This window comes from Rhodococcus olei (assembly GCF_039540555.1).
GTDB lineage: Bacteria > Actinomycetota > Actinomycetes > Mycobacteriales > Mycobacteriaceae > Rhodococcus_G > Rhodococcus_G olei.
This window is the reverse complement of record NZ_BAABFB010000059.1, coordinates 140,000-166,072: the sequence shown is the minus strand read 5'-3', so window position 1 is coordinate 166,072 and position 26,073 is coordinate 140,000. Positions and strand designations below refer to the sequence as shown.

The following is a 26,073-nucleotide window of genomic DNA, read 5'->3' as shown; positions in this document are numbered from 1 at the left end:
GATGACTCTTCCACTGGACGGCGTCCGCGTGCTGGACCTCACCGACGGTCTCGGCGAATCCTCCGGCCGCTACCTCGCCGACCTCGGCGCCGAGGTGATCCGGATCGAGATGCCCGGCGGATCACGGTCGCGTGCCGCCGAACCCGTCGTCGACGGCGTCAGCATTCCGTTCGCGCTGCGCAATGCCAACAAGCTCGGTATCACGCTCGACCTGGACACCGACGCCGGCCGGGAGCGACTGCGGGGCCTCGCCGCCGGGGCGGACATCCTGATCGAGTCGCTGCACCCGGGCCGGTTGTCCGAGTACGGTGTCGGTGCGAACGAGATTCGCTCCGTCGCACCGGGACTGGTATGGGTGTCGATCAGCGGGTTCGGCCAGACCGGACCGTACCGGGACTGGGTGGCGACCGAGCAGGTGCTCTACGGGCTCTCCGGTGTCCTGTCCCGCTCCGGCGCGCCCGGCGCCGAACCGCTGCTGCCGCCGACCGGGCTGGTCGAGGAAACCGTCGGCGCCCACGCCGCCTGGGCGGCGCTGCTCGCGTACCACCGCCGATTGGGTACCGGTCGTGGTGAGACCGTCGACGTGTCCGCGTTCGAGGCGATGGTGCACGGATTCGATCCCGGTTTCGGCACCCAGGGATCCGCGGCCGCCGCGCGGTCCGAGGACTTCCCGCGGGGACGGCCGAACGCCGCCAACTTCTATCCGGTGTTCCCGTGCAAGGACGGTCACGTCCGGATCTGCCTGCTCGCCAGGCGGCAGTGGCGGGGCATGTTCGAATGGCTCGGCGAACCCGAGGAATTCGCGGACCCGAAGTACGACACCATCCCCGCACGGTTCGTGGCCGCGGACACCCTGCACCCGCTGATCGAGCAGCTGTTCTCCGCGTACACCCAGACGGAGTTGGTGGCGGAGGGGGCGCGCCGCGGCGTGCCGGTCGGCGGTGTGCACACCCTCGCCGAGGTGCTCACCACCGAGCACTTCGCGGCGTCCGGTTCCCTCGTCGACGCGGAGATCGCGCCCGGGCTCCGGGCCCGCGTGCCGTCGGGTTATGTCCGTGTCGGGGGAGATCGTGCCGGGATCCGAACGCGGGCACCGCAACTCGGCGAGCACAACGATCGGGCCTTCGCGGCGCGGGACATCGTCGCCGGTACGGGTGACCCGTCGTCCGCGCCGCTGGCTGGGCTGCGCGTCCTCGACCTCGGGGTGATCGTGTTCGGCGCCGAGCTGAGCCGCCAGTTCGCGGATTACGGCGCCGACGTCATCAAGATCGAGAACGCGAACTTCCCGGACGGGTTGCGCCAATCCAAGCGCGGCGCGGCGCTGGCCGCGTCCGTCGCCTGGGGACACCGCAACAAGCGCAGTCTCGGGATCGACCTGCGCAGCCCCGAGGGGGTCGACCTCTTCCGGCGGCTGGTCACCGATGCGGACGTGGTGCTGGCCAACTTCAAACCCGGCACCCTGGCGTCGATGGGCTTGTCGTACGAGACCCTCGCCGAGATCAATCCCCGTGTCGTGGTGTCGGAGTCGAGTGCGTTCGGCAGCACCGGACCGTGGCGCACCCGGCTCGGCTACGGCCCTCTGGTGCGCGCTTCGTGCGGGGTGTCGGCGTTGTGGCGGTACCCGGACGACGAGGAACTGCTCTGCGACGGCCAGACCGTGTATCCCGACCACATCGCCGCGCACGTCACCGCGATCGCGGTGCTCGCCGCGTTGATCGACCGGCGTCGGACGGGACGGGGAACGAACCTCGAGGTGGCCCAGGCGGACACGGCGTTGGTGCAGCTCGGCACCCAGCTGGTCACCGAGGGACTCCGGCCCGGGACGATCACCGCGCCCGGCAACGTCGATCCGTACGCCGCGCCGAGTGGCGTGTACGCGTGCGCCGGTGACGACGAGTGGTGCGTGGTCACCGTCCGCGACGACGACGAGTGGGCGGCGCTGTGCGGTGTGGTCGATCGTCCGGACCTGGTGGGGGACAGGCGGTTCGCCACCAACCCGCAGCGGATCGCGCACCGCGGCGAGGTGGACGGCATCATCGCGACCTGGCTGCGGGACCGGGACCCACGGGAGGCGACGGCGGTGCTGCAGGCCGCGGGAGTCCCGGCGGGGGCGATGCTGCGGCTGCCGCAACTGCTCACCGACCCGCAGCTGACCGCTCGTGCCACGTACACGACGGTCGAGCACGAGCTGCTGCCGACGCCCCTGTCCGCTACCGCCCGGGTCGCCGTGTTCGGCGAGATCGCCGACCCGCCCACCCGTCAGGCTCCGCTGGCCGGCGAGCAGACCCGGCAGATCTGCGCCGAACTGCTCGGCCTGGACGACGCCGAGATCGATGCGCTGGTGCGGTCCGGGGTGTTGCAGCCTCCGGCGACCGACCCTGCCCTAGTGCGTGAGGTGGCGACCGGCTAGCCCGGACAGCACGGGCCGGAACGCCTAGAAATTGCGACGACAGCAGGTCATCTCGGGTGACGTGCTGTCGTCGCAGTTTGCTTCCGGATGGACGCAGTACTGTGGAACCGGCAGACCTGCAACGGCATTCACGCGCTGTTGACGGAACTTCGCACCATTCCTCCTCGATGCGGGCACGATCATGCCGCCGTCACCTGCGCGGCAGGAGTTCCGCTTCGATCCGAACAAGCGGGCCTGCGACCAGGCCCGCACGCCGTCCGTCACGCGTACGAGTCCGGCCTGGGCTCGCCGGATGTCGACTGGAGTTCAACTTTCGATCGAAATAGATGGTGGTTGCACGCATTTGGCGCCAAGTCGAGCGTAAGAATCTTCCGTAGACAAATCTAATGACTATTGGTTAATGTGTTGCGCATCACAGGACATTCCGGGTGATCGCCCGGCCTTACACACATCGAGGTGTGCATGACCGAGACCAGAACCGAAGTCACCGAAACCCTGACGGACTCGAGCCGGGCGCGCTCCACCGCGGACTCGCGCCGGGCCAGCCGCGCCGCCTTCGTCGGAACCCTGCTCGAATACTACGATTTCAGCCTCTACGCTTCTGCGGCCTCGGTGGTCTTCGCGAGCGTGTTCTTCTCCGGATCGAGCCCGTTCCTGGGGACCCTGCAGGCGGTCGGCACCTTTGCGGTCGGCTTCCTGGTCCGCCCGATCGGCGGGGTGGTCCTCGGAAGTCTCGGAGACCGTATCGGGCGCAAGCGAATTCTCGTGCTGACCCTTGTACTGATGGGCGCGGCCACCATGCTTGTCGGCGTGCTGCCGGGATACGCCCAGATCGGATGGCTCGCACCCGTCCTGCTGGTGTGCCTCCGGATCCTCCAGGGCATCGGCGCGAGCGCCGAGTACGGCGGTGCCACGCTGGTTGCGGTGGAGTTCGCGCCGGAACGCAAGCGGGGACTGCTCGGCTCACTCCCGGGTATGGGTTCGGCGCTCGGTGGCGTCCTGGGTACCAGTGCACTGCTGCTGGTGTCGACCCTGCTGTCGAAGGAGGACTTTCTCGACTGGGGGTGGCGGATTCCGTTCCTGCTCAGTGGTTTGATCCTCGCCTACGGGCTGTGGCTGCGGCGGTCACTGCCCGAGACGCCGGAGTTCAGGCGAATCGAGAACGCGGATGACACGGCTCGGACTCCGGTCCGCGACGTGATTCGCCAGCAGCCGCGGGCACTGCTCGCCGTGATGGTGATGGCCATCGGCATGACGGGCATCGGCTACTTCTTCATCGTGTTCATGGGCACTTTCGGCGCCAACCAGCTCGGGCTGGGCAAGACCGACATCCTCATCGGCCTGATTCTTGCCCAGGTCGCCAACGCACTGCTGATCCCGCTGTTCGGTGGCCTCTCGGATCGGATGGGCCGACGGCCGGTGATCATCTTCGGCTTCGTCTACAGCGCCGTCTTCGCGTGGCCCGCGTTCTGGCTGCTCTCGAACCACGGCTCCGCAACCGTGTTCTGGCTCGTCCTCGCTCTGGGCAACGGCATCGGGGTCGCGTCGATCTTCGGCCCGATGGGCGCCTACGTCACCGAACTGTTCGAGACCCGGCATGCCTACAGCGGACTCGGTCTGGGCCGGGAGACCGGTAACGCCCTCGGCGCGGCCATCGTGCCGGTGGTCGCGGTGCCACTGGCCTTCCACGACACCACCGCCTGGCTGAGCCTGCTGCTCTGCGGCATCGCGATCCTCGGCCTGGTCGCGGCGGCACTCTCGCGGACGCGATCGGAATCGCTCGAGGCGGGCGGAGACGTCGAGACTCTGCCGGTGTAGCCGCACCCGGACGTCACGGCACGGGTTCCGATCGTGGGGATCGGAACCCGTGCCGTTCTCGGTCGGGACGATACTCTGGCCTAAAGCAACTAGATTATTCGACGCGCGACGGCCGGTGCTGCCGTGGCGCAGGATTGGAGCACCCCGATGTCCACCGTCCCCCTGCTCGTCGACGCCGACTGGCTCGTCGCCCACCGTTCGGATCGGAACATCCGGATCTACGACGTCAGCATCTCGCACGGGAAGACCGAGGCGGGCGAACCGTTCACCACGTCCGGGCGGGAGGCGTACGAGGCGGAGCGCATCCCCGGCGCCGCGCACGCCGACGTGTTCGGCGACCTCGCCGACACGCAGTCGCCGTATGCCTTCACCAGCCTCGACCACGACACCTTCGCGCAGCGGGCCGGTGCCCTCGGCATCGGACCGGACACCCATGTCGTTCTCTACGACCAGGGCGGGAACCTGTGGGCGACCCGGCTGTGGTGGAACCTGCGGCTGGAGGGCTTCGACCGGGTATCGGTCCTCGACGGCGGTCTCGGTGCCTGGAAGGCCGCAGGGCACGAGATCGAGCAGGGCGGGAGCAACACCTACCCGGCAGCAGCCTTCTCCGGTGAGCGCCGGCCCGAACTGCTCGCGACGAAGGAGAGCATCCTCGCCGGGATCGGAAACCCGGCCGGCGTCCTGGTGAACTCGCTGGAGCCGCAGACGTTCCGGGGTGAGGTGGACACCTACGGGTACGGGCGTCCGGGCCGGATCCCGGACAGCGTGAACGTCTTCTTCGGCGACCTGGTCACCGAGGACGGCAGGGTCGGCGGGCTGGAGCTGGTCCGGCCGCTGTTCGCCGAGGCGGGTGCTCTCGACGCGGACAAGTCGGTGGTCACCTACTGCGGTGGCGGCATCGCGGCGACCTTCCTCGCCTTCCAGCTCGCCCGGCTCGGTCGTGAGGACGTCGCCGTCTACGACGGGTCGATGAACGAATGGGTGTCCGACGAGTCGCTGCCCCTCGAGGTCGGTGAGCCGACCGCCTGATTCGGTGTGACGAGGGGGCACAGTGGGGCGGACCGTCACGGTCCGCCCCACTGCTGTATTCGCAGGACGCAGGCGTCTGTAGTGCGCTGAGCCCCGCCCGGTGCTCGGCCCTCTCGTGGAGCTCAGTGCTCCTACCGACGAAATGCCGAGCTGCTGACAAAAATCGATTGACGTCATGTGTCCGTAGATGTAATGTCGGTCACACGCCGCGAGGGGCACCGCCTCCGGCAAAGGTCTTCAGGTCGCCCGGCTCGGGTGACATCTCTCCACGGCTACCACCGCTGTAGCACGTGGCTCACCATGCACTCCCCTTCACACAAGGAGCTCGTATGAAACTCAACGGCAAGGTCGCCCTGATCACCGGCGCAGGGTCGGGGCTCGGACGGCGGTCTTCGCAGCTGTTCGCCTCCGAGGGCGCCACGATCGCCGTCGTCGACATCGATGCCGAACGGGCCAAGGGCACGGTCGCGCTCGTCGAGGAACAGGGCGGTACCGCGATCGCGATCACGGCGGACGTCCGGAGCGAGAAGCAGGTCGCCGACGCCGTCGCGACGACCGTCGACGCGTTCGGTGCCGTCGACATCGCATTTGCCAACGCCGGCATCGTTTCTCGCGGCGGAGTGCCGTCCGTGGCCGGAGGAGAGCAGGTCGACTTCGAGGACCTCACCGACGCCGACTGGCAGGATGTGGTCGGCGTGAACCTCTCCGGTGTCTTCTACACCGCGAAGGCCGTCGTTCCCACGATGCGCAAGCAGGGTGGCGGCGTCATCCTCGCGACCTCGTCGGCCGCGTCCCTGGTGGCCTACCACAGCATCGCGATGTATTCGGCGACGAAAGCCGGCGTGAACGGGCTCGTTCGCGGGCTGAGCCTGGACCTGGGCAGGTACGGCATTCGCGTCAATGCCATCGCGCCCACCCACGGCATGTCGCCGAACTTCCTCGCGCCGGAGGGCACTCCGGTCGTCGGGAAGTCCTACGAGGAGGTCGCCGGCCCCTGGGATCCGGGAGTCTCGCCGATCCCGCTCAAGCTGGGCCGTCCGCCGTCACTCGACGACAACGCCCGAGCGGCGCTGTTCATGGTGTCGGACGACTCTGCCTACATGTCGGGTGTCGTGCTGCCGACCACCGACGGCGGAACACTGTCCCGCGTCGGCATGTGGTTCCCGGAGGACCTGGAACCCTCGACAGACGGCCACGGCGCATGACCGCCACGTCCGCCGCCTCGTCCGGCCACAGCACCGGAAACGGGACCGGGATTCGCCTGAACGTCGATCGCTCCGCGTGCGCCGGTCACGGCCTGTGTTACGGCGGGTATCCCGAGGTGCTCGATTGCGACGATCAGGGTGATCCCGTGATTGTGCGCGATCCGCTCGAAACCGCAGCCGAGATCGACGCCGCCCGGGCCGCCGTGCAGGTGTGCCCGGAACGCGCCCTCACCGTCGAATCCGTCTGATCAGAACCAGTTCCGAGGAAGGAACGACATGACCACCACCACTCTGGACGACGCGCCCAGCGATCTCGTCGTCGACTTCGACATCTACGACCCGGCCCTGACCGCGCCGGTCGACACGATCCAGGATCGCGTCGCCGAGCTTGCCGGCAAGGGCCCGGTCGTGTACTCCACCGCTCACGGTGGGCACTGGATCGTCACGCACTACAAGGAGATTCACGAGGTCCTGCGCGATCCGGAGACCTTCTCGAGCTACCCGAACAACCTCGTCACCGGGCCGGGCGGCATGGGCAAGTTCATCCCGATCGAGCTCGACCCGCCGGAGCACACCGGCTACCGACTCGCCCTGCAGCCGCTGTTCTCCCCCAACCGGATGAAGGCGCTGACCGAGCAGATCCGGGATCTGGTCAACGAGCTGATCGACGGCTTCGCCGCGAAGGGTGAAGCGGAGTTCATCAGCGAGTTCGCGCACGAGCTGCCCACCCGGGTGTTCCTGGCACTGATGGACTGGCCGGTCGAGGACGCCCCGATGTTCACCGCGGCAACGGACACCATCCTCGTCGGCAAACCCGGTGGAACCGAGGAAGAGTCGCAGCAGGCTCGGGCCATGGCCGGCTTCGAGATGCTGGGCTACTTCCAGAAGATCGTCGACGAGCGGCGGAAGAATCCGGGTGACGACGTCACCTCGGCGCTGATCCACACCGAGGTCGAGCTCGAGGACGGCAAGCGGCTGCTGACCGACGAGGAACTCAACCGGATGTTCTTCCTGCTCCTCATTGCCGGGCTGCACACGGTGCAGGGCTCTCTCGCCTGGGCCGTCATCCATCTCTACAACAACCCGGAGCAGCGCGCGGAGCTGATCGAGAACGACGATCTGATCGCGAGTGCGGTCGAGGAGATCCTCCGAATCGAGGCGGCGGTCGTGCCGGGGCGGTGTGCCACCCGCGACGTCGAACTCGGCGGCGTCCAGATCAAGGCGGGTGACCAGCTCATCCTGATGCTCTGCTCCGCCAATCGGGACGAGGGCGAGTTCGATGACCCGAACGACCTTCAGCTGGAACGGCATCCGAATCGGCACCTCTCGTTCGGCTCGGGCGCGCACCGCTGCCTCGGATCGCACCTCGCGCGGATCGAACTGTCCATTGCTCTCGAGGAACTGCACCGGCGTATCCCGGACTACCGCCTCGTGGAGGCGGATCCGCCGATCCTGCACGGCAGCCAGGTGCGTGGCTGTGCGCGCCTTCCGATCCAGTTCACACCGGCGGTGTGAACGAGCCTGCCCGGCAGGAGAAGACCAGCATCGCAGGGTAGGGGTCGGCAGAGAGGGGGCCGGACGCCACCCGGGTGTCCCGGTGCGGCCGCAAGGGGGCGGCCACGCCGGGACACTCCTATGGGGTGGATACGGACGAGATACGCTGCGCCCGTGGCTCCTACGGCGCCGAGGGTGCAGTTGTGCCTGATACCCTTTCCAGAGCCGCATGGCAGTGTCGAACCGGTGAAGTGGAGGGTCGAATGGCGCGCAGGCGCGTCGGCGTCCTGGGTGAGAGCGTGGACGATGCGCGTGCCCAGATCTTCACCGCGGCCGAGTCCGTCTTCCAGCGCTACGGAATCGTCAAGGCCACGATGGGCGACGTCGCCAAGGAGGTGGGCGTGTCGAGGCCGACGGTCTACCGCTACTTCCGGGACCGGGACACGCTGATCTCGGCCATCGTGGAGGCGCGGTCGCGCCGGCTGTTCGACACGGCGCGTGCGTTTCTCCGCGAGCGGCCGACGTTCGGCGAGCAGGTCGTGGACGGAATCGTGCACCTCGTGGACCGTGGCCGGCGCGACCCGATCATGCGGTTGCTGGTCACCCCCGAACACATGGACACCGCCACCGCCCTCCTCGGCACGTCGGGTCTCGCGACCCGGCTGAACACCGAGATGTGGTCACCGCTCATCGACGAGGCCCGCGACCGGGGCGAGATCCGTCCCGGAACGACGGACGAGGAGATCTGCGACTGGATCACGATGGTGCAGCTGATCCTGATGGGGCGTAATGACTTCGGTGACAGTGACGATCCGGAGCATCGGCGCATGCTCACCCGGTTCCTGCTGCCCGCGATCGTCCGCGAGCCGGCACGCACGAGCGTCGGCCCGGCTGCGGTGTGCGGTTGAGGACACCGTGGAGTCGGACGCCGCTCCCCGGCTCCGGCCGGTCGCCGTTTCGGTGACGACTCGTCTCGACCGGAGGTGACGGAGATGGCACGACGACGGGCGGTGAGCGTCCTCGGCACGGACGCGGACGAAGCGCGCACCCGGATACTCGATGCCGCCGAGGCGGCATTCGAGCGGTACGGCGTGGTCAAGTCGACGATGGACGACATCGCCAAGGAGGCGGGCGTCTCCCGCCCCACCCTCTATCGGTACTTTCGTGACCGTGACGCCCTCGTCTCGGCGCTCATCGCGGCCCGGTCCCGGCGCCTGTTCGAGGAGACGCACGCCTTCCTCGCCGGCTGCGACGGCCTTGCCGAGCAACTCGTCGAGGGGCTCGCCCAACTCGTCGACCGCGGGCGCAGGGACCCGCTCATCCGCCTGATCGTCGGCCCGGAACAACTGGGCTGGGACACCGCGTTGACCGGCAGCTCGGGACTGGCGGCGCAACTGACACACGAAATGTGGGCGCCGGTACTCGATGCCGCCCGTGAGCGCGGCGAGATCCGTCCCGGCCTGACCAACCGCGAGATCACCGAGTGGATCGTCGTCGTCGAACTGATCCTGGTGGGGCGCATGGATTTCGGTGCCGCGAGTGACCCCGACCATCGACGCATGCTGGCCAAGCTGCTGCTCCCCGGCATCGTGGCAGATCCGGCACCTCGGGGGCCGGAACCGGGCGCGTGACGGTCGCGCGGGCCGACCCGCGCGACCGGCGATGTGCTTGTTGCGTGTCCCGCATCACATGCCGTAACGTATGACACAGATTGTTATTTGTAAACCTGTTGTCGGGGCAGGTTCGGGGCAGTGAACGGCTCCGCAAAAACACGCATGTCCACCAGATTCTCCGAGTGCACACCGAGTTCTCCCCGCGGCGTTCCAGCCGGCGAATACGAGATCCGGGCAACAACGTCAGGAGCGACCATGGCGCACGTGATCACCCAACCGTGCTGCAACGACGCGAGTTGCGTCGCGGTATGTCCCGTCGACTGCATCCATCCGTCCCCGCGTGAGCGTGCATTCGTCCGGACAGAGATGCTGTTCATCGACCCGGACGCGTGCATCGACTGCGGCGCATGCGTGGACGAGTGCCCCGTGGACGCGATCGTGCCGCCCGAGGACGTCACGCCCGCACTCGAACCCTTCGTCGCGATCAACGCGGCCTACTACTCGGATCGGCCCGGGTCGGCCGCACCGGATGTCGTCGAACCCGTGACCGTGGCCGCGACGAGCGGCCCGCTCCGGGTCGCCGTCGTGGGAAGCGGCCCGTCGGCCTGCTATGTCGTGGACGCTCTGAACACGATCCGAGGACTCGACGTCGAGATCACCGTCCTCGAACGGTTGCCCGCGCCCGGAGGGCTCGTCCGCTACGGAGTCGCACCCGACCACGCCGCCACCAAGAGCATCGCGACGTTGTTCGGCCGTACCCTTGGCAAGCGCGGATGCACCGTGCACCTGAACACCGAAGTGGGCGTGCACGTCACGCATGACGAGGTGCTGCGTCATCATCACGCCGTTGTGTACGCATCGGGTGCGAACGGAGATCGCCCGCTCGGTGTTCCCGGGGAAGGCCTTCCCGGCAGCGTCTCCGCGCGCGACTTCGTTCTCTGGTACAACGGCCATCCCGATCATGCCGATGCCACCTTCGATCTGTCCGGGGAGCGCGCGGTGGTGGTGGGTAACGGCAACGTCGCCCTGGACGTCGCACGGGTGCTCGCCGGTGACGTGGCCAGGCTGATCGGCACGGACATCGCCGCCCACGCCCTCGAGGCCCTTGCGGCGAGCCGCATCCGGGAAGTGGTCGTGCTGGGCCGGCGAGGTCCCGAGCACGCAGCCTTCAGCACTCCCGAGTTGCTGGGCCTGGGCAACCTCGCCGGGGTCGATGTCACGGCCTCGCACTCGTTCGAGGCCGCTCACGCGAACGACGAGCTCACCCGGATCCGCGCGTCCGTCCTGAACCGCTACGCGGCGGCACAGCCGACTCCCGGCAACCGCCGGATTCACTTGCAGTTCTTCGGATCACCGACCGGGATTCTCGGCGACATCCGTACGGAGGGCCTCCGCATCGATGTCAACGAACGAACCGCCGAGGGCGGGATCTCGGCGTCCGGCCGCAGCGAGACCGTTCCCGCCGATCTGGTGATCAGGTCCGTGGGATTCATGGGCAGGCCCGTCGAGGGATTGCCCTTCGACCACGCTCGTGGGGTTCTGCCCAACCGCAACGGAGCCGTCGTCGATCCCGACTCCGGCGTACAGGTGCGTGGGGTGTACACGGCCGGCTGGCTCAAGCGTGGGCCGAGTGGTGTGATCGGATCGAATCGCGCCTGCTCGGAAGCCACCGCGGTGCAGATCGTGGCTGACTTCGCATCCGGCAAACTGGCTGTGCCGGAAGGAACTTCCGAACAGTTCGCGGACCTGGTGGAGCAACGGCAACCCGAGAGGCTGGACCTCGCCGGCTGGAAGCGTCTGGATTCCCACGAGCGGAAAGCGGGACGGAAGGTGGGACGCCCTCGCCTCAAGGCGGTCGATCGCTCGGAGATGGTCGACATCGCTCTCGGTCGACAGGCTTCACCGATCGGCTGAGGCTTCCGGCGCCCCAGTGCGCCGTGCGTGATGAACGGGGCGACTTCGTGTTGCCCGACAACGTCCTCGGGGGGGACGAACGGTGACGGAGAGGCCGTGAGACGGCGTCCGTGACCGTGCTGGTGCATGTCACAGGGACCGTTTCGCTCGAGGCTCTGCTGGCGTGCACGTATGTCCACATGAATCGAATGTGTTGTGCACAAGGGTTGACGGGGTGGGAAGGAGCTTTTGAGTGGGTATCGAAGTTGCTGTGGAGGGTCTGACGAAGTCATTCGGCTCCCAGCAGATCTGGCGAGACGTGACGATGACGTTGCCTGCTGGTGAGGTGAGTGCGCTCCTCGGACCGTCGGGCACGGGAAAGTCGGTCTTCCTCAAGTCGCTGATCGGCCTGCTCCGACCGGAGCAGGGATCCATCGTGATCGACGGCGTGGACATCATGACGTGTTCGGCCAAGGAACTGTACGAGATTCGCAAGTTGTTCGGGGTGCTGTTCCAGGACGGCGCGCTGTTCGGATCGATGAACCTGTACGACAACGTGGCATTCCCGTTGCGGGAGCACACGCGCAAGTCCGAGTCCGAGGTCCGGAAGATCGTGATGGAGAAGCTCGAACTCGTCGGTCTGCTCGGGGCGGAGGACAAGCTTCCCGGTGAGATCTCCGGCGGCATGCGCAAGCGCGCCGGGCTGGCGCGGGCACTGGTCCTCGAGCCGCAGATCATTCTGGTGGACGAGCCCGACTCGGGCCTCGATCCCGTTCGTACGACCTATATCTCGCAGACATTGATCGATATCAACGCCGAGATCGACGCGACGATCCTCATCGTCTCGCACAACATCAACCTCGCCCGGACGGTGCCGGACAACATCGGAATGCTGTTCCGGCGTGAGCTGGTGATGTTCGGACCCCGCGAGGTGCTGCTGACGTCGGACGAGCCGGTGGTCAAGCAGTTCCTGGGGGGAGCGATGATCGGTCCGATCGGGATGTCCGAGGAGAAGGACGAGGCACAGATGGCGCACGAACAGGCCCTCGTCGACGCGGGCCACCACGCGGGCGGAGTCGACGGCCTGGACGGCATCGTGCCGCAGATGAGGGCGACGCCGGGGATGCCGGAGCGCCGAGCGGTGGGTCGTCGGCGGAGCCGGGTGCGTCAGATACTGCATACCCTCCCGGTGCAAGCCCGGGCGGCGATCATCAATGACCTCGAATGTGAGTCCGCCGCAATTGAATTCGGTGCAATTGTGTTGTAAAGGTGCATCTGTGTTGCGGGTGCATCGTAGACGCACCGACGGTGGCACGGCACAGACCCAAGATCCGTATGAGGGGCGACGAGAAAGGTTCCGACGGTTGATACCTCAGGAATGTCCGAGAAGTCCGCAGATCGGGGAGGTGGTGGCGCGATGAGCAGGCAGCTCGCATCACCCGCGCCGGAAACTGTGCAGGATGCGCCGCAGAATCAGCTGAGCAAGCGCCGGCTCGGCGCGTCGGTGTTCGCGTGGCTGGGTGCGTACGTCCGTGTCAGGCCCGCGCAGAGCCTCGCCACGATCGGCCGATCCGCCCGGCTCGGGGGCAACGTGCTTCGGTATTGCGTCACCGACTCCGTGTCGGGGCGCCTGCCGGTCGGGGAGGTGGTCGAGCAGATGTGGAAGTTGCTCAAGGTCACCGCCCTGCCGGCGCTGCTGATGGCGGTACCGATCGGTGCCGAGGTGTCGGTCCAGGTCGGCGGCATCATGAACCAGGTCGGAGCGAACTCGCTCGCGGGTGCGGCGAGCGGCCTCGGAGTCGTGGGGCAGGGCGCACCAATGGCGGCAGGTCTGCTGATGAGTGGCGCCGCGGCATCGGCGATCGCCTCGGACCTCGGTGCACGTTCGATCCGTGAGGAGATCGAGGCTATTCGCGTGATGGGTATCGATCCGGTGCAGCGGCTCGTCGTACCGCGTTTCATCGCGATGATCGCGATCGCCCCGATGTTGTGCATCATCATCATCGCTGCCGGCGTGACGGCGGGCCTGATGATCTCGGCCAATGTCAACGACGTCGTGCCAGGAAGCTTCTGGCAGTCGTTCGGCGCATTCGCGACCCCGACGGATCTCGCGTTCTCGGTTCTGAAGTCGGTGATCTTCGCGGCGACGGTGGTGGTGATCGCGAGTCTCCGAGGTCTGGAGGCCAAGGGCGGTCCGACCGGCGTGGCCAATGCCGTCAACGCCTCCGTCGTTCTCAGTGTCTTCTGCATCTTTGCGACGAACCTGCTCGTGAGCCAGTTGCAGATGATGTTCTTCCCGGCGCGGCTGGCGTGATGGCGCCCCGGACACCCGCACACGGCGGGACCCGCGCAATGGTGCTGCCCATCGGGCTGTTCACTGCGGTGACCGCTTCGATTCGGGGCGCGGCGGCGGAACTCGGCCAGATCACACTGTTCGTCGGCAAGACGATCAGTTTGCTTCCCAAGACGGTTCGGCACTACCGGAAGCAAACTGTCACCGCGATGAACAACATGGCCTGGGGCAACGGATCTCTGGTCGTCGACGGCGGTGTGATCAGTCTGATGTTCTTTCTCGGCATCGCGGTCGGCGCGGTGGTCGCGATCCAGGCATTCATGGCGTTCAATCTGCTCGGATTCGGTGCATTGACCGGGATCATCGGATCGTTCGGTAACGTGCGCGTCATCGCGCCGATCATCACCGGTATCGGATTCGCCGCACAGGCCGGTTGTCGAATGACCGCAGAGATCGGTGCGATGCGGATCTCGGAGGAGATCGACGCGACCGAATCCATCGGCCTGCAGGCGATTCCGTTCGTGGTTGGTACGCGCCTGATCGGCAGTATGCTCGTCGTCCTTCCCGGCTACCTGATGGCCTTGGTGGTGAGCTTCATGACAGGTGGAATCGTCGTGAAGACCTTCCACAATCAGCCGGCCGGCACCTACGACCACTACTTCGGGCAGTTCCTCAGCGTTCCCGATCTCGTGGCCTCGGTGGCCAAGGTGCTGATCTTCTGTTCGGTGGTCACCCTGATCCACTGCTACTACGGGTATTTCGCTTCCGGTGGGCCGGCAGGTGTCGGATCGGCGTCGGGTCGCGCGATTCGCGCGAGTCTCGTAGCCATCGTCGTAATGAACTTTCTGATGACAGTCGCCATCTGGGGACTGAGCCCAGAACTGGTGTTCAAGGGATGAGGACATGAGCATTTCGAGGAGTCAGGACTTTCTCCGGGGATCCGCCGAACATCAGTCTCGATTGCTTACGGCCACCGGGGTAGGAGTGTTCGCGCTCGCGTGTGCAGCGGTCGTGGGAACCGCCACGCTGTATCCCCGGCTGACGGCGCCGCAGGGTGTCGAGGTCGGTGTCGAGGTGCCGTATGTCGGGCCGGGAGTGGCGACGGGAACCAAGGTCGTGCTGCACGGGCAGACGGTGGGCCGCGTCTCCGAACTCGACCGTACCGCCGCGGACACCGTCCGGCTGCAGTTGGTCCTCGACGAGCACCAGATAGACGGTCTGACAGACCAGTTCGAGATCGACTACCGGCCGGAGAACTACTTCGGTACCTCGGCGGTCAACATTCTCGCGACACCGACCGGTGAGAAGCTCGAGTCCGGTCTGGAGCTGAAGAGAACCCCGCGCGGTGACTACACGATGTCCACGATGATCGAGCAGGGATCGTCGGCGATCGACGGAACGCTCACAAGTGACATGATCAAATCCCTCGACAAGACGGTGCACTACCTCGACGGTGTCACGCCGTGGATCGACACCGGCGTGCTGGTCGCCGATCGGGTCGCTCGGACCCAGTACGCGCTGCCGACCGATCTGCTCAGCCGCTTCAACGACATCCTCGGAGCCGCACCCGAGTTCAGCGACCAAGCAATTCGATCCCTGATGAACATCTACGACAGCCCGTCCTACAACCGCTCACCCGACGGTTCCATCGGGGTCGACGACTCCGTCTTCGACGAGTCCGACGCCGGCCTCGCGCTCGCGGGCAACAAGCTGTTCGGGCAGGCCGGCGCGTTGCTCGCCTCGCACGGTGAGGAGCTCACGCCTCTCATCCAGTCGGTCACCGCGGCCTCGGACCTCTTCCCGCACCTGAGTAGCGGCGGGCTGAATCCCGATGCTGCCCGGGAGATCGTTCGACGGCTCGACTCGGCCTTCGTCAACGGCCCGGACGGAAAGCGGCTGCGGCTACGCATCGTGCTCGACGACTTCCCGTCACTGGCTGCTCCACTCGGGCTCGGACCGTTCACGCCGACCGGAGGTGCCCGATGACCACCCGCGGCGCGCTGGTCGCGACGCTCGTGAAACTCGCCGTCGCGGTGGTGATCTCGGTGTTGCTGTTCATCCTGGTCATCTCCGCGATGCGCAGCCCGGTCACAGGAGAGACGCGAAGCTACACAGCGGAGTTCTCCGATGTGTCGGGACTCGGCTCCAACGGGGACATCCGCACCCGCGGGGTGCGGATCGGCAAGGTCGAGTCGATCGATCTGGTGCGCCGCGACTCCGGGACGATCGCCGAGGTTCGGTTCACGCTCGAACGTGCCTACGAACTGACGTCGGACACGGTCCTGTCGGTCAAGTACCAGAACCTCACCGGTGTCCGGTACATCGATGCGGACTTCGGCGCTCGGTCCGGGGAGCCGGTCGAGCACCTGGGCCTGTCGAGCACCCGGCCGTCGTTCGACATAACCGAGCTGTTCAACGGCCTGCAGCCGGTGCTCGCAACCATGAGTACCGACGAGGTCAACCGGTTCTCGGAGAACGCGATCGCCGTCCTCCAGGGCGACGGCAGTGGCCTGAAACCGATGCTGGACGACGCACAGAAGCTCGCCGACCTGGCATCGAGCCGGGAACAGGTCATCTCGACGCTCACGCGGAACCTCGCGCGCATCTCCGACACGATGGGTGGTCGGTCCGACGCGGTCGTCGAGTTCATCCGTTCGGTGGACTACCCGATCTCCAGCGCGATGACCGTGATCGACGAGTTCGCGAAGACCGCCTCGTACGGTCCGTACTTCCTCACGCCGATCAAACGGCTGCTCGACGCCTACCACTTGAAGCCGGGAGTGAACGTGGAAGCCGAGGTCGCGAAGGCATTCGGCTCGATCGACGAGGTGGCGCAGGCGTTCCGGCTGCTCCCGGCATCGATCGCCGGAATGCAGGTTCCGGCGAGTGGGGGAGCGCACGGGTGTGCGGACGGTGTCGCCCAACTCCCGACCGACGTCGAAGTACTGCTCAGCGGTAGTGAGGTGGTCATATGCAACGCGCAGTGAAGACGCGAGCCCCACGCGGTCGGTTCGGTCGCCGGCTGTCCTGGTTCGACAACGACGTGCGGATCGGTGCCGCCGTCGCCGTGGTCGTCGTCCTGGCACTCGCCGCCACCGCGATCCTGTACCTGCACCCGCCCGGGCGCACGAAGGTCTCCTTCGAGACCACGGACGTGTCGGCGATCTCCGTCGGACAGGATGTCCGCGTCGCGGGGATCTCCGTCGGATCGGTGTCGGACATGACGCTCGGTACCGACTCGGTCCGGGTGACGATGGATATCGAGAAGGACGTTGTCGTCGGACCGGATTCCCACATCGACGTGCGCATGCTGACCCCGGTCGGCGGATATGCGATCACGATCGTGCCGGTGGGAGACGTGTCGGTGGGAAATCAGCCGCTGCCTGTCGGTCAGGTGACGGTGCCGTACTCGATCGGCGACGTCCTGCAGGCCGCACCGAAGGTGACCGACAACGTCGATGCCGGCTCGATCGATGCGAACCTCGCACAGGTCGCCGATGCACTGCGATCCAACCCGGGCTCGATCGGATCGGTGATCTCGGGAATGAGTTCCATTGCGCGGGTGATGGACCGGCAACGCGAGCAGGTTCGCACGATCACGGACCTGGCCTCCGAATACCTGAACACCTTCGACACCGACCGCGACATGATCTTCGAGGTGATCCGGAAGATGGACGTCGTGTTGTCGACGTACAACACCAATCATGCCGGCTTCAACGAGGCGTACCGGCTCCTCGGAAACATCCTGATGACAGTGGCTCCGTACGAGCAGTACTACCTCGATCACAGCGACGACCTCGCGGGACGCATCGAACAGGTCAGGGCGACGATCGAGGACTTCAACGCGACGATGGGCCCGTCGATCGACGCGTTGTCCTCGGCGCGGGACCAACTGGCGAAATGGCTTACGCCCGAGGGGATCGTCACGATCGGCGGTGGAACGCTGATGGCATCGGACATCTGCATGCCGGTGCCGGGACGGAGTTGCTGAGATGACCAACGCGAAGAAGTGGGCCGTGGTCGCGATCGTCACGGTGGCCGCGATGGGCATCGGTGGAAACGGCGTCACCGCGGCGGGGACGAACAGCTCCGGCACGACCGCGACATACTGCGCGCAGATGCCCGACACCGTCGGTCTGTACACCGGTAATCCGGTGACCCAGATGGGTTTCGAGGTCGGAACGATCGACTCGATCACCGAGAAGGGCGACCACGTCGAGGTCACCTTCACCACGAGCGTCGGCCGGGTGTTTCCCGCAGACGTGAAGGCGGTGACACGATCGAAGTCGATTCTGGCGGACCGGAGTCTGGAATTGGTCGGCAACTACACCAATGGGCCCGTCCTCGAACCGGGATCGTGCATTCCCCTCGAGCAGAGTTACACACCGAAGACCATCTCCGAAGTGGTTGGATCCGCAGCCGACTTTCTCGCGGCGCTCTCACCCGACGGCAGCAACACGGTCGCCGGCGCGATCGCGGGGGTGTCGGCAGCACTTCAGGGGCAGGGTGAGCCCGCTCGGGCCATGATGCTCAGCGCAGCCGGTGCGATGGCGGATCCCGACAAGTTGGTCGCCGACATCGGATCCGCGATCGGGGCCATGGCTCCGCTGAACGAACAGGCGCTCGCGGACTGGGGTGCCATCACGTCGATCGCGAAGCAGCTGCCGTCGATCGCCACTGCGGGTATCGACCTGTTTCCCGGAACGATCGACGTCTGCGTCGGCATCGGCTGGCTGGTCGCGACGCTCTACGACGTCCAGACCCGATACGGCGGCGACATCTGGCCGTTCGTACACGGCCAGGTGGCACAGGCTATCGCCCTTGCCGCCGGACGGGCCGGAGACCTGTCCGGCCTGGTCGGCTCCCTCCCGTCGTTCACGGCAGCCCTCGACGAACAGTCGAGGAAGACGGGCGGCCTGACGGTGCATTTCACGCCGCCGACGGTCACCCTCGGCGACGGTACCGGCATCGACCCGGCGAATTTGCTCGGCAAGATCCTCATGAAGGGAGCAGTGCAGTGACCACGAGAACGGACGTGGCCCGCAGAGCCCGGGGGGTGGCGGTGCTGCTGCTGGTCCTCGCCGCATCGGCGTGTTCGTTGCGGCCCGAGGACCTCCCCTCGGTGCGGGGCGGTATCGGCGACGGCTACGAGATCTCACTCGAGTTCGAGAGCGCGATGAACCTGCCGGCCGGCGCGGACGTGATCATGGACGGCGTCCGGATCGGGGAGGTTAGCGACCTCGAAGTCGACGACCACGGCGTCGCCGTCACCGCGGGTATCCGTGCCGACACGCGGATACCTGCCGGGATCCACGCGATCGTCCGGCAGAACACCCTGCTGGGCGACACCTACGTCGCGCTCATCCGGGACTCGGCAACCCGCGAGACGCGTTACCTGGAGGCGGGAGACTCGGTGCCGATCGAGCACACCACGTCACCGCCGCAACTCGAGGACACCATGGCCGTCCTCGCGACGTTCGTCAACGGCGGCAGCATCCAGCGCATCGAGGACGTCATGGGGAGGGTCAACACCGTGATGCCACCGGTGCCCGAGATCCGGAGCCTCGCATCTGTGGTGTCGACGGACCTCCACGACCTGGGTGACCGCACCTCCGAGATCGACCGCACCCTCGACGGCATGAACGCCACTGCGGTGGTGTTGGACGACAACAGCCAGTCGCTGTCGACGATCTTCGACGCAGGGGCCGTGCACTACTGGAGGCGCCTGGCGGTCTCGGTGGTGTCCCACATCGGACAGATCCTGCCGTCGGTCGGCAGCCTCTACGCCGGCGGACTGTGGCTCGTCCCGATGTTCGAGTCCCTGGCCGACACGACGGACGTCTCCCTGAGCGGCACCACCGCAGCCGCGCAGCTGTCCGAGTTCCTTCGAACGACGCTGGTTCCTTATGCAGATCATCCGTCGGTCGACATCGTCTCGGTGCAGACGAAGGACGGCAGCCAGAAGCTGGCCGACACGGAGAACATCCTGCGCATGTTGGGGGCCCTGAAATGAGCAGGCAATCGATCCTGTCGGTCGTCGGGATGGTCGCGATCGGTGCGCTGTCCTTCACGTACATGTTCCAGTCGGGACTGCGCACCGGGATCGCGGAGGACGTGAACACCGCCACGGTCGAGATCCCGGACACGAACGGTCTCGTGGTCGGCGCCCGGGTTCTGCTGCGGGGGGTGGAAATCGGGGAGATCACCGGCATCACCGCATCGGCCGACTCCGTCCACGTGGCGTGGAAGTACGACCGCGGTCATCCCATCCCGGTGGACAGCGCGTTCCGGGTCGACAACCTCTCCGCACTGGGTGAACCCGTCCTCGGCGTGTGGCCGAAGACGGCGAGAGGCCCCTACCTCGACGACGCCGCGGTGATCGCGCCCGACCGGGTGGTGGTCCCGACGACTTTCGAGGAACTGTCGCAACGCCTGACCGACCTGCTGAGCCAGGTGAAACCGCAAGCGGTTCGGGAGATCTTCCGGACCCTGGACGTCGCGCTGCCCGACGATCCGCGGGTGTACACCGACATCAGCGAGGCCGGGAAGCTGATGGCTGCCACGCTCACCCAACGCTCGGACAGCCTCACCACGGTTCTGCGGACGCTGCAGCCGATGTTGCAGGGCAGCGGTTCGATCCCGCCCGGCATGCACGAGGCGGCGCCGCATCTCGCCCCCTTCGGATCCGGATTCCAGGACCTCCTCGCCGGTATCAGGTTCGCCGCGGACCGCGGCCCACTCAACGCAGGCATCGCGAACGGCGCCAGCCCGTTCATCGGTGAACTCCAGAAGTTTCTCGACGAGACCGCACCAGACCTCAACACCATCGGGGTGAACCTCCTTCCGGCGGTGTCGGAGGCGGCCAATTCCGTCCGCTCGGTCAACATCGGCCGGCTCCTCCAGAACGTGATGGCTTCGACGAAATCGGGTGATGCACTGACCATTCACGTCACGACTTCTGACAACTGACACTCCACCGCACGACCTTCGTGCGCACAGGTTCACACAAACCGGAACGAAACGAGGCCACGATGTCGAACACCTCACTTCTGCAGGAACTCGATGAGCGCAACCCGATCGGCGAGGACGGGTCGCCCTCACGGCCTCCGGCCGACGACCGCACTTCTGCACGGCGACTCACCACGCGGACGATTGCGGTGGGTGTACTCGGCACCGTCGCCGTCGCGGCGATCGGTGTCGGCGGCTGGAAGCTCGACGACACCACCAACGAGCTCGACGCGATGCGCGCGGACGCGGACGCCCGTTCGCACGCCGAACAGGCGGCGCTCGACTACGCGACAGGGGCAGCCCAGATGGATTTCCACGACTTGGGCGCTTGGAAGAGCCGCCTCACCGCGGGGACGACACCTCAACTCCAGCAGCGACTCACCCAGGCTGCGACGTCGATGGAGCAGATCGTGGTCCCGCTTCAGTGGACCTCCACGGCGCAGCCGATCGCGGCGAAGGCGGTGGATGCCGGCAACGGCATCTACACCGTGGACTGCTTCGTCGGCGTGTTCACGTCGAACGCGCAGGCACCGGAGGGGATCCAGTCGACGGCGACCTACAAGTTGAGCCTCGACAGCACCGACAACTGGACAATCACCGAGATCAGCGGTATCGGACCGGAACCGGACCGAGGTGGTCCTGGGCCGCGGTGAGCGGCTCGGCGCGAGCTCGTCCCTTCCCGGAGCAGATATCCTGGGTGTGCGTATCGTTCGGCGAGTGGCACGCGGTGTGCGTCCGTGTGGGTGGATCGCAGGTGGCTGAATGGTCGACGACGACCGCTTCGAGACCCAGCGCGACGTGGGTTCTGCCGTGATCGCAGAGTTGAGTGCGGCCGGCTTCAAGGACGCCGATGAGATTGGGCGGGGTGGATTCGGCGTCGTCTACCACTGCACTCAGCCAGGCCTCGACCGCACCGTCGCGGTGAAGGTCCTCTTGTCCTCGTTCGACGACGAGAATCGGGCCAGATTCCTCCGGGAGCAGCGCGCGATGGGTCGGCTCACCGGGCACCCGAACATCGTCGGGGTCCTGCAGGTGGGGGAAACCGTGAGTGGCCGCCCGTTCCTGGTGATGCAGTACCACCAGCAGGGCTCACTCGACGCACGGATTCGCCGGCACGGACCCCTTCCGGTGGAGGAGGTGCTCCGGCTCGGCGTGAAAATTGCCGGGGCGGTCGAGTCGGCGCACCGGCTCGGCATCGTGCACCGGGACGTCAAGCCGGCGAACATCCTGCTCACTGACTTCGACGAGCCGGTGTTGGCGGATTTCGGAATCGCTCACATCGCCGGCGGGTTCGAGACCGCCACCGGCGTCGTCACCGGCTCGCCCGCTTTCACCGCACCCGAGGTCCTCGAGGGCGGCGCCCCGAGCCGGGCATCCGATGTGTACGGGATCGGCGCCACGCTGTTCTGCGCACTGACCGGCCATGCGGCGTTCGAGCGCCGCGCCGGCGAGCAAGTGGTGGCGCAGTTCTTGCGCATCACCACACAGCCGGTACCGGACCTGCGCGAGAGCGGAATCTCCGACGACGTGTGCGCTGTGGTCGAGTCGGCGATGTCGCGTGACCCGCGGAACCGCCCCACCGCCGCGGACCTGGGCGAGGAACTTCAGCGGGTCCAGCTCGGTCACGGTTTCGGAGTCGACGAGATGTCGGTGCGGTCTCAACGGGGTGCCGGCCGGCGAGCTCACGGCGCGGATGCGCCCGGCGGTGGTCGGGAAGCCGGCGGGTCGAGCGGGGAGGTGGGAAACCTCCCGCTGGAGTTGACCAGCTTCGTCGGGCGCCGAACGGAGTTGTCCGAGGTGAGGAACGCGCTGGCGGAGTCGCGTCTGGTGACGTTGGCCGGAATCGGTGGAGTCGGAAAGACACGTCTTGCTCTGCGCGCCGCGAGCAAGGTGCGGCGGGATTTCGCCGGCGGGGCGTGGCTGGTTCAGTTGGGTGAGCTGTCCGATGCATCATTGGTGGTCGACGTCGTCGCGTCGACCTTGCGTCTCCGCAACCAGGGCGGCAGACCGATGCTCGAGGTCTTGGTCGACTTTCTGTCGACTCGGAGACTCCTGTTGGTGCTCGACAACTGTGAACAGGTCGTCGAGGCGGTCGCGGAGCTGGCCGAGTCGCTGCTGCGCGCATGCCCGGAAGTGCGGATTCTCGCCACCAGTCGCGAGGTGCTCGGCATCGACGGCGAGTCGGTGCTGCCCGTGGCGCCGCTCGAGTTTCCCGACCCGACGAGCGCGCCATCGCTGCGGGAGTTGACCCGATACGACGCCCTGACGTTGTTCGCGGAAAGGGGTGTCGCGGCGGTACCGGGCTTCGAGCTGACCGAGGACAACCTGCTCACGGTGGCTCGGATCTGCTCCCGGCTGGACGGCTTGCCGTTGGCGATCGAACTGGCGGCGGCGCGGCTGCGGGTGATGTCTTCCGACCAGATTCTGCGGCGGCTGGACGATCGGTTCGCGCTGCTGACCGGCGGCAGGCGGGGCGCCCCGTCGCGACATCAGACGTTGCGGTGGTGCGTGGGTTGGAGCTACGACCTGTGCACCCAGGCTGAACAGCAGTTGTGGGGGAGGCTGTCGGTGTTCGCCGAGACGTTCGATCTCGACGCGGCGGAGAGGGTCTGTGGCAGCGACCTCGACCCGCAGGAACTCCTCGACCTGTTGTCCGCGTTGGTGGACAAGTCGATCCTGATCCGGGGGGAAACGGACGGCGCGGTCCGATTCAAGCTACTCGGGGCCGTGCTCGATTACGGCAGGGAGAGGATCGAGGAAGCCGGTGAATACCAGGGCATGAGTCGGCGACACCGGGACTGGTACGAGCAGTTGGCGATCGACGCGGCGGACGGGTGGGTCAGTCCTCGGCAACTCGAGTGGATCGGCCGGCTCGACAGGGAGCTGCCGAATCTGCGTAGGGCGCTGGAGTTCAGCCTCTCCGAGTCGGGCGAGCATGCCTTGCGGATCGCATCCGCCCTGTACTCGTTCTGGATAGCACGCGGCATGTTCAACGAGGGGCGCCGCTGGCTCGACCGCGCGCTGGCGCGTCCGGCAGGGGGGCCGAGCGAGGAACGAGCCGGCGCGCTCTACGCGGACAGCATCATGTCCGCGATTCAGGGTGACCTGCCGGTCGCAACCGCTCGAATGGGGGAGCTTCGCCTTCTTGCCGAGGGGGGCGCCGATGCGATGACGAGCGCGCTGTACGCCTTCGTCGACGGGTTCGTCGCCCTTACCAGTGGCGAACTTGCCCGCGCGGGCACCCGCCTGGAAGACGCCGTCGACGGATTCGGCGCATGCGGCGAGGTCACCCTGCAGTTGGGGGCGCTGATCTCGCTCGGATGGGCTCACGAACTGCGAGGAGATTCCGCGGGGGCTCTCGCCTGCCACGAGAAGGCGCTGGGCCTTGCCGGGTCCCACGGCGAGTCGGTGTATCGGGCATACGTGTTGTGGGCCCTGGGAGTGACCGTGTGGCGGCGCGGTGAGCGCGACCGTGCGGAGCGAGTGCTCGAAGAGTGTTTGCGGCTGACCCAGCAGGTCGGCGATCCCCTCATGGGCACGACCTGTCTGGAGGCACTGGCCTGGACAGCGAGCGAGGGAAATGACGCACGGCGTGCCGCCGTCCTGATGGGCGCCGCCGATGCACAGGGACGCGTCGTGGGTAGCTCCACTGTGTTGTTTCCCAATTTGCTCGTCTACCACGACGAGTGTGTGCGACGCACGCGCGCGACACTCGGCGTGAAAGCATTCGAGACTGCCAGTCGGGAGGGGGGCTCCATGCGCATCGACGAGGCAATCGCCTTCGCCCTGGGTGAGCAACCTCGGCCGGCCGGGCGAGGAACGGGTCGGTCGGCGATGCTGACCAAACGAGAACGTCAGGTCGCCGACCTGCTCGCCGAGGGTCTGACCAACAAAGCGATCGCCGCGCGGTTGGCGATCTCGCAGCGCACGGTGGGCGGGCACGTCGAACACGCGTTGGCCAAACTGGGGTTCACCTCGCGCGCACAGATCGCCGCGTGGGTCGTCGAGCGAAGTCGAGAAGAGCGCTCCTGACCGAGGATTCGTGGAGTGACAGTCGAAGACGACGGGAGCGCGTCGCCCGCGCACGCAGGTGACACGCTCCCGTCGTCTTCCGTCGTCAGGCCTTCATCAGATCCCTGTGGATGATCTCCTTCATGATCTCGTTGGTGCCGCCGTAGATTCGTTGGATCCGGTGGTCCAGATACGCCTTGGCGACCGGGTACTCCATCATGTAGCCGTAGCCTCCGTGGTACTGGACGCCGGCGTCGACGACCTGGCCCTGCAGTTCGGTCGCCCACAGCTTCGCCTTGGACGCGTCGACCGCGGTCAGGGTGCCCTGGTTGTACTCGCGGACGCAGCGGTCGATGTAGGCACGCGAGACCTCGATCGCGGTGCGCAGCTTCGCGAGGTCGAATCCCATGCCCTGGAAGTCGCCGATCCGCTTGCCGAACGCGGTGCGCTCGCGCACGTAGTCCATCGTCCACCCGAACACCGCCTCGGCCGAGACCTGCGCGGCGATGCCGATGCCGAGGCGTTCGAGCGGCAGTGACTGCATCAGGTAGGCGAATCCGGCGCCGCGTTCGCCGAGCAGGTTCTCCCTCGGGATCCGCACGTTGTCGAAGAAGAGTTCGGCGGTGTCCTGTGCGTGCAGGCCGACCTTGTCCAGCTTGCGGCCGCGGGTGAAGCCCTCGGTGCCGTCCTCGACGACGAAGAGGCTGAAGCCCTTCGAGCCGGCCTCCGGGTCGGTCTTGGCGAAGACGATCACGAGGTCGGCGAGGATGCCGCTGGTGATGAACGTCTTGGCGCCGTTGATGATCCACTCGTCGCCGTCGAGTACTGCGGTGGTGGTGATCGCGCGCAGGTCGCTGCCCGCGGCGGGCTCGCTCATCGCGATCGCGCCGATCGTCTGCCCGGTCACGAACCCGGGCAGCCAGCGGCGCTTCTGCTCGTGGTCCGCATGCCGCAAGAGGTAGTTGAGCACGATGTCGTCGTTGGTGGAGAAGCCCGACTGCAGCGCGGACGCGCCGACGCGGGCGATCTCCTCCTGGATGACCACCCGGTATCGGTAGTCGGTTTCACCGGGGCCGCCGAATTCCTCGGGCACCGTGAGGCCGAGCAGCCCCAGGCGTCCCGCGGCGAGCCAGGTTTCGCGGTCGATCAGACGATCGGCATCCCACTTCTCGAGGTTCGGCACAACACACTTGTCGACGAACCCACGGACCGAGTCGCGGAACAGTTCGTGATCCTTGTCGAAGAGCTCGCTCTCCACGTAAGCCTCCTCCGGGTGTGGTGCCTGCAGGCACCACACCG

Annotated in this window: 21 protein-coding genes; 20 read left to right on the top strand and 1 reads right to left on the bottom strand. The window is 66.7% G+C overall.

The window, feature by feature from the left end:
• The first annotated feature begins 1 nt into the window (after position 1).
• From ABD951_RS19025 to ABD951_RS18930, 20 genes are all read left to right on the top strand, one after another.
• Complete coding sequence (locus ABD951_RS19025) at positions 2 to 2,410, top strand: CaiB/BaiF CoA transferase family protein (protein ID WP_345348496.1); 2,409 nt, start codon at positions 2 to 4, stop codon at positions 2,408 to 2,410.
• 462 nt (positions 2,411 to 2,872) lie between these two features.
• Entirely contained in the window at positions 2,873 to 4,228 is a 1,356-nt protein-coding gene (locus ABD951_RS19020) for an MFS transporter (protein WP_345348493.1), read from the top strand.
• 147 nt (positions 4,229 to 4,375) lie between these two features.
• Positions 4,376 to 5,257, top strand: coding sequence for a sulfurtransferase (locus tag ABD951_RS19015; RefSeq protein WP_345348490.1), 882 nt, complete (start codon positions 4,376 to 4,378; stop codon positions 5,255 to 5,257).
• A gap of 329 nt (positions 5,258 to 5,586) precedes the next feature.
• On the top strand, positions 5,587 to 6,462 hold the full coding sequence (locus ABD951_RS19010) for an SDR family NAD(P)-dependent oxidoreductase (RefSeq protein WP_345348487.1): 876 nt from the start codon (positions 5,587 to 5,589) through the stop codon (positions 6,460 to 6,462).
• The gene (locus ABD951_RS19005) at positions 6,459 to 6,710 is read left to right on the top strand and encodes a ferredoxin (RefSeq protein ID WP_345348484.1); all 252 of its coding nucleotides are present in this window, start codon (positions 6,459 to 6,461) and stop codon (positions 6,708 to 6,710) included. Before ABD951_RS19010 ends, ABD951_RS19005 begins: the two co-directional genes overlap by 4 nt.
• Positions 6,711 to 6,738: 28 nt before the next feature.
• Complete coding sequence (locus ABD951_RS19000) at positions 6,739 to 7,977, top strand: cytochrome P450 (RefSeq protein WP_345348481.1); 1,239 nt, start codon at positions 6,739 to 6,741, stop codon at positions 7,975 to 7,977.
• Positions 7,978 to 8,219: 242 nt separating this feature from the next.
• Positions 8,220 to 8,864 carry a TetR/AcrR family transcriptional regulator gene (locus ABD951_RS18995; RefSeq protein ID WP_345348478.1) on the top strand — a complete coding sequence of 215 codons (645 nt, stop codon included), beginning with the start codon at positions 8,220 to 8,222 and terminating at the stop codon, positions 8,862 to 8,864.
• A gap of 84 nt (positions 8,865 to 8,948) precedes the next feature.
• The gene (locus ABD951_RS18990) at positions 8,949 to 9,587 is read left to right on the top strand and encodes a TetR/AcrR family transcriptional regulator (RefSeq protein ID WP_345348475.1); all 639 of its coding nucleotides are present in this window, start codon (positions 8,949 to 8,951) and stop codon (positions 9,585 to 9,587) included.
• A gap of 144 nt (positions 9,588 to 9,731) precedes the next feature.
• Positions 9,732 to 11,483 (top strand): FAD-dependent oxidoreductase, encoded by a 1,752-nt coding sequence (locus ABD951_RS18985; protein WP_345348472.1) that lies wholly within the window; start codon positions 9,732 to 9,734, stop codon positions 11,481 to 11,483.
• Between the two features lie 232 nt (positions 11,484 to 11,715).
• Positions 11,716 to 12,729, top strand: coding sequence for an ABC transporter ATP-binding protein (locus ABD951_RS18980; protein WP_345348469.1), 1,014 nt, complete (start codon positions 11,716 to 11,718; stop codon positions 12,727 to 12,729).
• Positions 12,730 to 12,879: 150 nt separating this feature from the next.
• Positions 12,880 to 13,776 carry an ABC transporter permease gene (locus ABD951_RS18975; protein ID WP_425569887.1) on the top strand — a complete coding sequence of 299 codons (897 nt, stop codon included), beginning with the start codon at positions 12,880 to 12,882 and terminating at the stop codon, positions 13,774 to 13,776.
• A 38-nt stretch (positions 13,777 to 13,814) separates the two neighbouring features.
• Positions 13,815 to 14,654: an MlaE family ABC transporter permease gene (locus tag ABD951_RS18970; RefSeq protein ID WP_345348466.1), complete on the top strand. Its 840-nt coding sequence runs from the start codon at positions 13,815 to 13,817 to the stop codon at positions 14,652 to 14,654.
• 112 nt (positions 14,655 to 14,766) lie between these two features.
• Positions 14,767 to 15,741 (top strand): Mce family protein, encoded by a 975-nt coding sequence (locus ABD951_RS18965; protein ID WP_345348463.1) that lies wholly within the window; start codon positions 14,767 to 14,769, stop codon positions 15,739 to 15,741.
• Positions 15,738 to 16,742 (top strand): MlaD family protein, encoded by a 1,005-nt coding sequence (locus ABD951_RS18960; protein WP_345348460.1) that lies wholly within the window; start codon positions 15,738 to 15,740, stop codon positions 16,740 to 16,742. The genes ABD951_RS18965 and ABD951_RS18960 overlap by 4 nt, the downstream gene beginning before the upstream one ends.
• Positions 16,727 to 17,746: an MlaD family protein gene (locus ABD951_RS18955; RefSeq protein ID WP_345348457.1), complete on the top strand. Its 1,020-nt coding sequence runs from the start codon at positions 16,727 to 16,729 to the stop codon at positions 17,744 to 17,746. Before ABD951_RS18960 ends, ABD951_RS18955 begins: the two co-directional genes overlap by 16 nt.
• Position 17,747: 1 nt before the next feature.
• Positions 17,748 to 18,776: an MlaD family protein gene (locus ABD951_RS18950; protein WP_345348454.1), complete on the top strand. Its 1,029-nt coding sequence runs from the start codon at positions 17,748 to 17,750 to the stop codon at positions 18,774 to 18,776.
• The gene (locus ABD951_RS18945; RefSeq protein ID WP_345348451.1) at positions 18,773 to 19,768 is read left to right on the top strand and encodes an MlaD family protein; all 996 of its coding nucleotides are present in this window, start codon (positions 18,773 to 18,775) and stop codon (positions 19,766 to 19,768) included. Before ABD951_RS18950 ends, ABD951_RS18945 begins: the two co-directional genes overlap by 4 nt.
• A complete protein-coding gene (locus tag ABD951_RS18940; protein WP_345348448.1) occupies positions 19,765 to 20,724 on the top strand; it encodes an MlaD family protein in 960 nt (319 codons plus the stop codon). The genes ABD951_RS18945 and ABD951_RS18940 overlap by 4 nt, the downstream gene beginning before the upstream one ends.
• 62 nt (positions 20,725 to 20,786) lie before the next feature.
• Positions 20,787 to 21,416: a hypothetical protein gene (locus ABD951_RS18935; RefSeq protein ID WP_345348445.1), complete on the top strand. Its 630-nt coding sequence runs from the start codon at positions 20,787 to 20,789 to the stop codon at positions 21,414 to 21,416.
• A gap of 109 nt (positions 21,417 to 21,525) precedes the next feature.
• Positions 21,526 to 24,795, top strand: coding sequence for a protein kinase domain-containing protein (locus ABD951_RS18930; RefSeq protein ID WP_345348442.1), 3,270 nt, complete (start codon positions 21,526 to 21,528; stop codon positions 24,793 to 24,795).
• An 85-nt stretch (positions 24,796 to 24,880) separates the two neighbouring features.
• On the opposite strand, the gene ABD951_RS18925 is transcribed toward ABD951_RS18930, so the two are convergent.
• Complete coding sequence (locus ABD951_RS18925) at positions 24,881 to 26,032, bottom strand: acyl-CoA dehydrogenase family protein (protein WP_345348438.1); 1,152 nt, start codon at positions 26,030 to 26,032, stop codon at positions 24,881 to 24,883.
• Between the last annotated feature and the right edge of the window lie 41 nt (positions 26,033 to 26,073).

Excerpts from the sequence above, each read along its gene's own strand:
- ABD951_RS19025 (WP_345348496.1), top strand. The coding sequence starts at position 2 with ATGACTCTTCCACTGGACGGCGTCCGCGTGCTGGACCTCACCGACGGT.
- ABD951_RS19020 (WP_345348493.1), top strand. The coding sequence starts at position 2,873 with ATGACCGAGACCAGAACCGAAGTCACCGAAACCCTGACGGACTCGAGC.
- ABD951_RS19015 (WP_345348490.1), top strand. The coding sequence starts at position 4,376 with ATGTCCACCGTCCCCCTGCTCGTCGACGCCGACTGGCTCGTCGCCCAC.
- ABD951_RS19010 (WP_345348487.1), top strand. The coding sequence starts at position 5,587 with ATGAAACTCAACGGCAAGGTCGCCCTGATCACCGGCGCAGGGTCGGGG.
- ABD951_RS19005 (WP_345348484.1), top strand. The coding sequence starts at position 6,459 with ATGACCGCCACGTCCGCCGCCTCGTCCGGCCACAGCACCGGAAACGGG.
- ABD951_RS19000 (WP_345348481.1), top strand. The coding sequence starts at position 6,739 with ATGACCACCACCACTCTGGACGACGCGCCCAGCGATCTCGTCGTCGAC.
- ABD951_RS18995 (WP_345348478.1), top strand. The coding sequence starts at position 8,220 with ATGGCGCGCAGGCGCGTCGGCGTCCTGGGTGAGAGCGTGGACGATGCG.
- ABD951_RS18990 (WP_345348475.1), top strand. The coding sequence starts at position 8,949 with ATGGCACGACGACGGGCGGTGAGCGTCCTCGGCACGGACGCGGACGAA.
- ABD951_RS18985 (WP_345348472.1), top strand. The coding sequence starts at position 9,732 with ATGTCCACCAGATTCTCCGAGTGCACACCGAGTTCTCCCCGCGGCGTT.
- ABD951_RS18975 (WP_425569887.1), top strand. The coding sequence starts at position 12,880 with ATGAGCAGGCAGCTCGCATCACCCGCGCCGGAAACTGTGCAGGATGCG.
- ABD951_RS18970 (WP_345348466.1), top strand. The coding sequence starts at position 13,815 with ATGGTGCTGCCCATCGGGCTGTTCACTGCGGTGACCGCTTCGATTCGG.
- ABD951_RS18960 (WP_345348460.1), top strand. The coding sequence starts at position 15,738 with ATGACCACCCGCGGCGCGCTGGTCGCGACGCTCGTGAAACTCGCCGTC.
- ABD951_RS18955 (WP_345348457.1), top strand. The coding sequence starts at position 16,727 with ATGCAACGCGCAGTGAAGACGCGAGCCCCACGCGGTCGGTTCGGTCGC.
- ABD951_RS18950 (WP_345348454.1), top strand. The coding sequence starts at position 17,748 with ATGACCAACGCGAAGAAGTGGGCCGTGGTCGCGATCGTCACGGTGGCC.
- ABD951_RS18940 (WP_345348448.1), top strand. The coding sequence starts at position 19,765 with ATGAGCAGGCAATCGATCCTGTCGGTCGTCGGGATGGTCGCGATCGGT.
- ABD951_RS18935 (WP_345348445.1), top strand. The coding sequence starts at position 20,787 with ATGTCGAACACCTCACTTCTGCAGGAACTCGATGAGCGCAACCCGATC.
- ABD951_RS18930 (WP_345348442.1), top strand. The coding sequence starts at position 21,526 with ATGGTCGACGACGACCGCTTCGAGACCCAGCGCGACGTGGGTTCTGCC.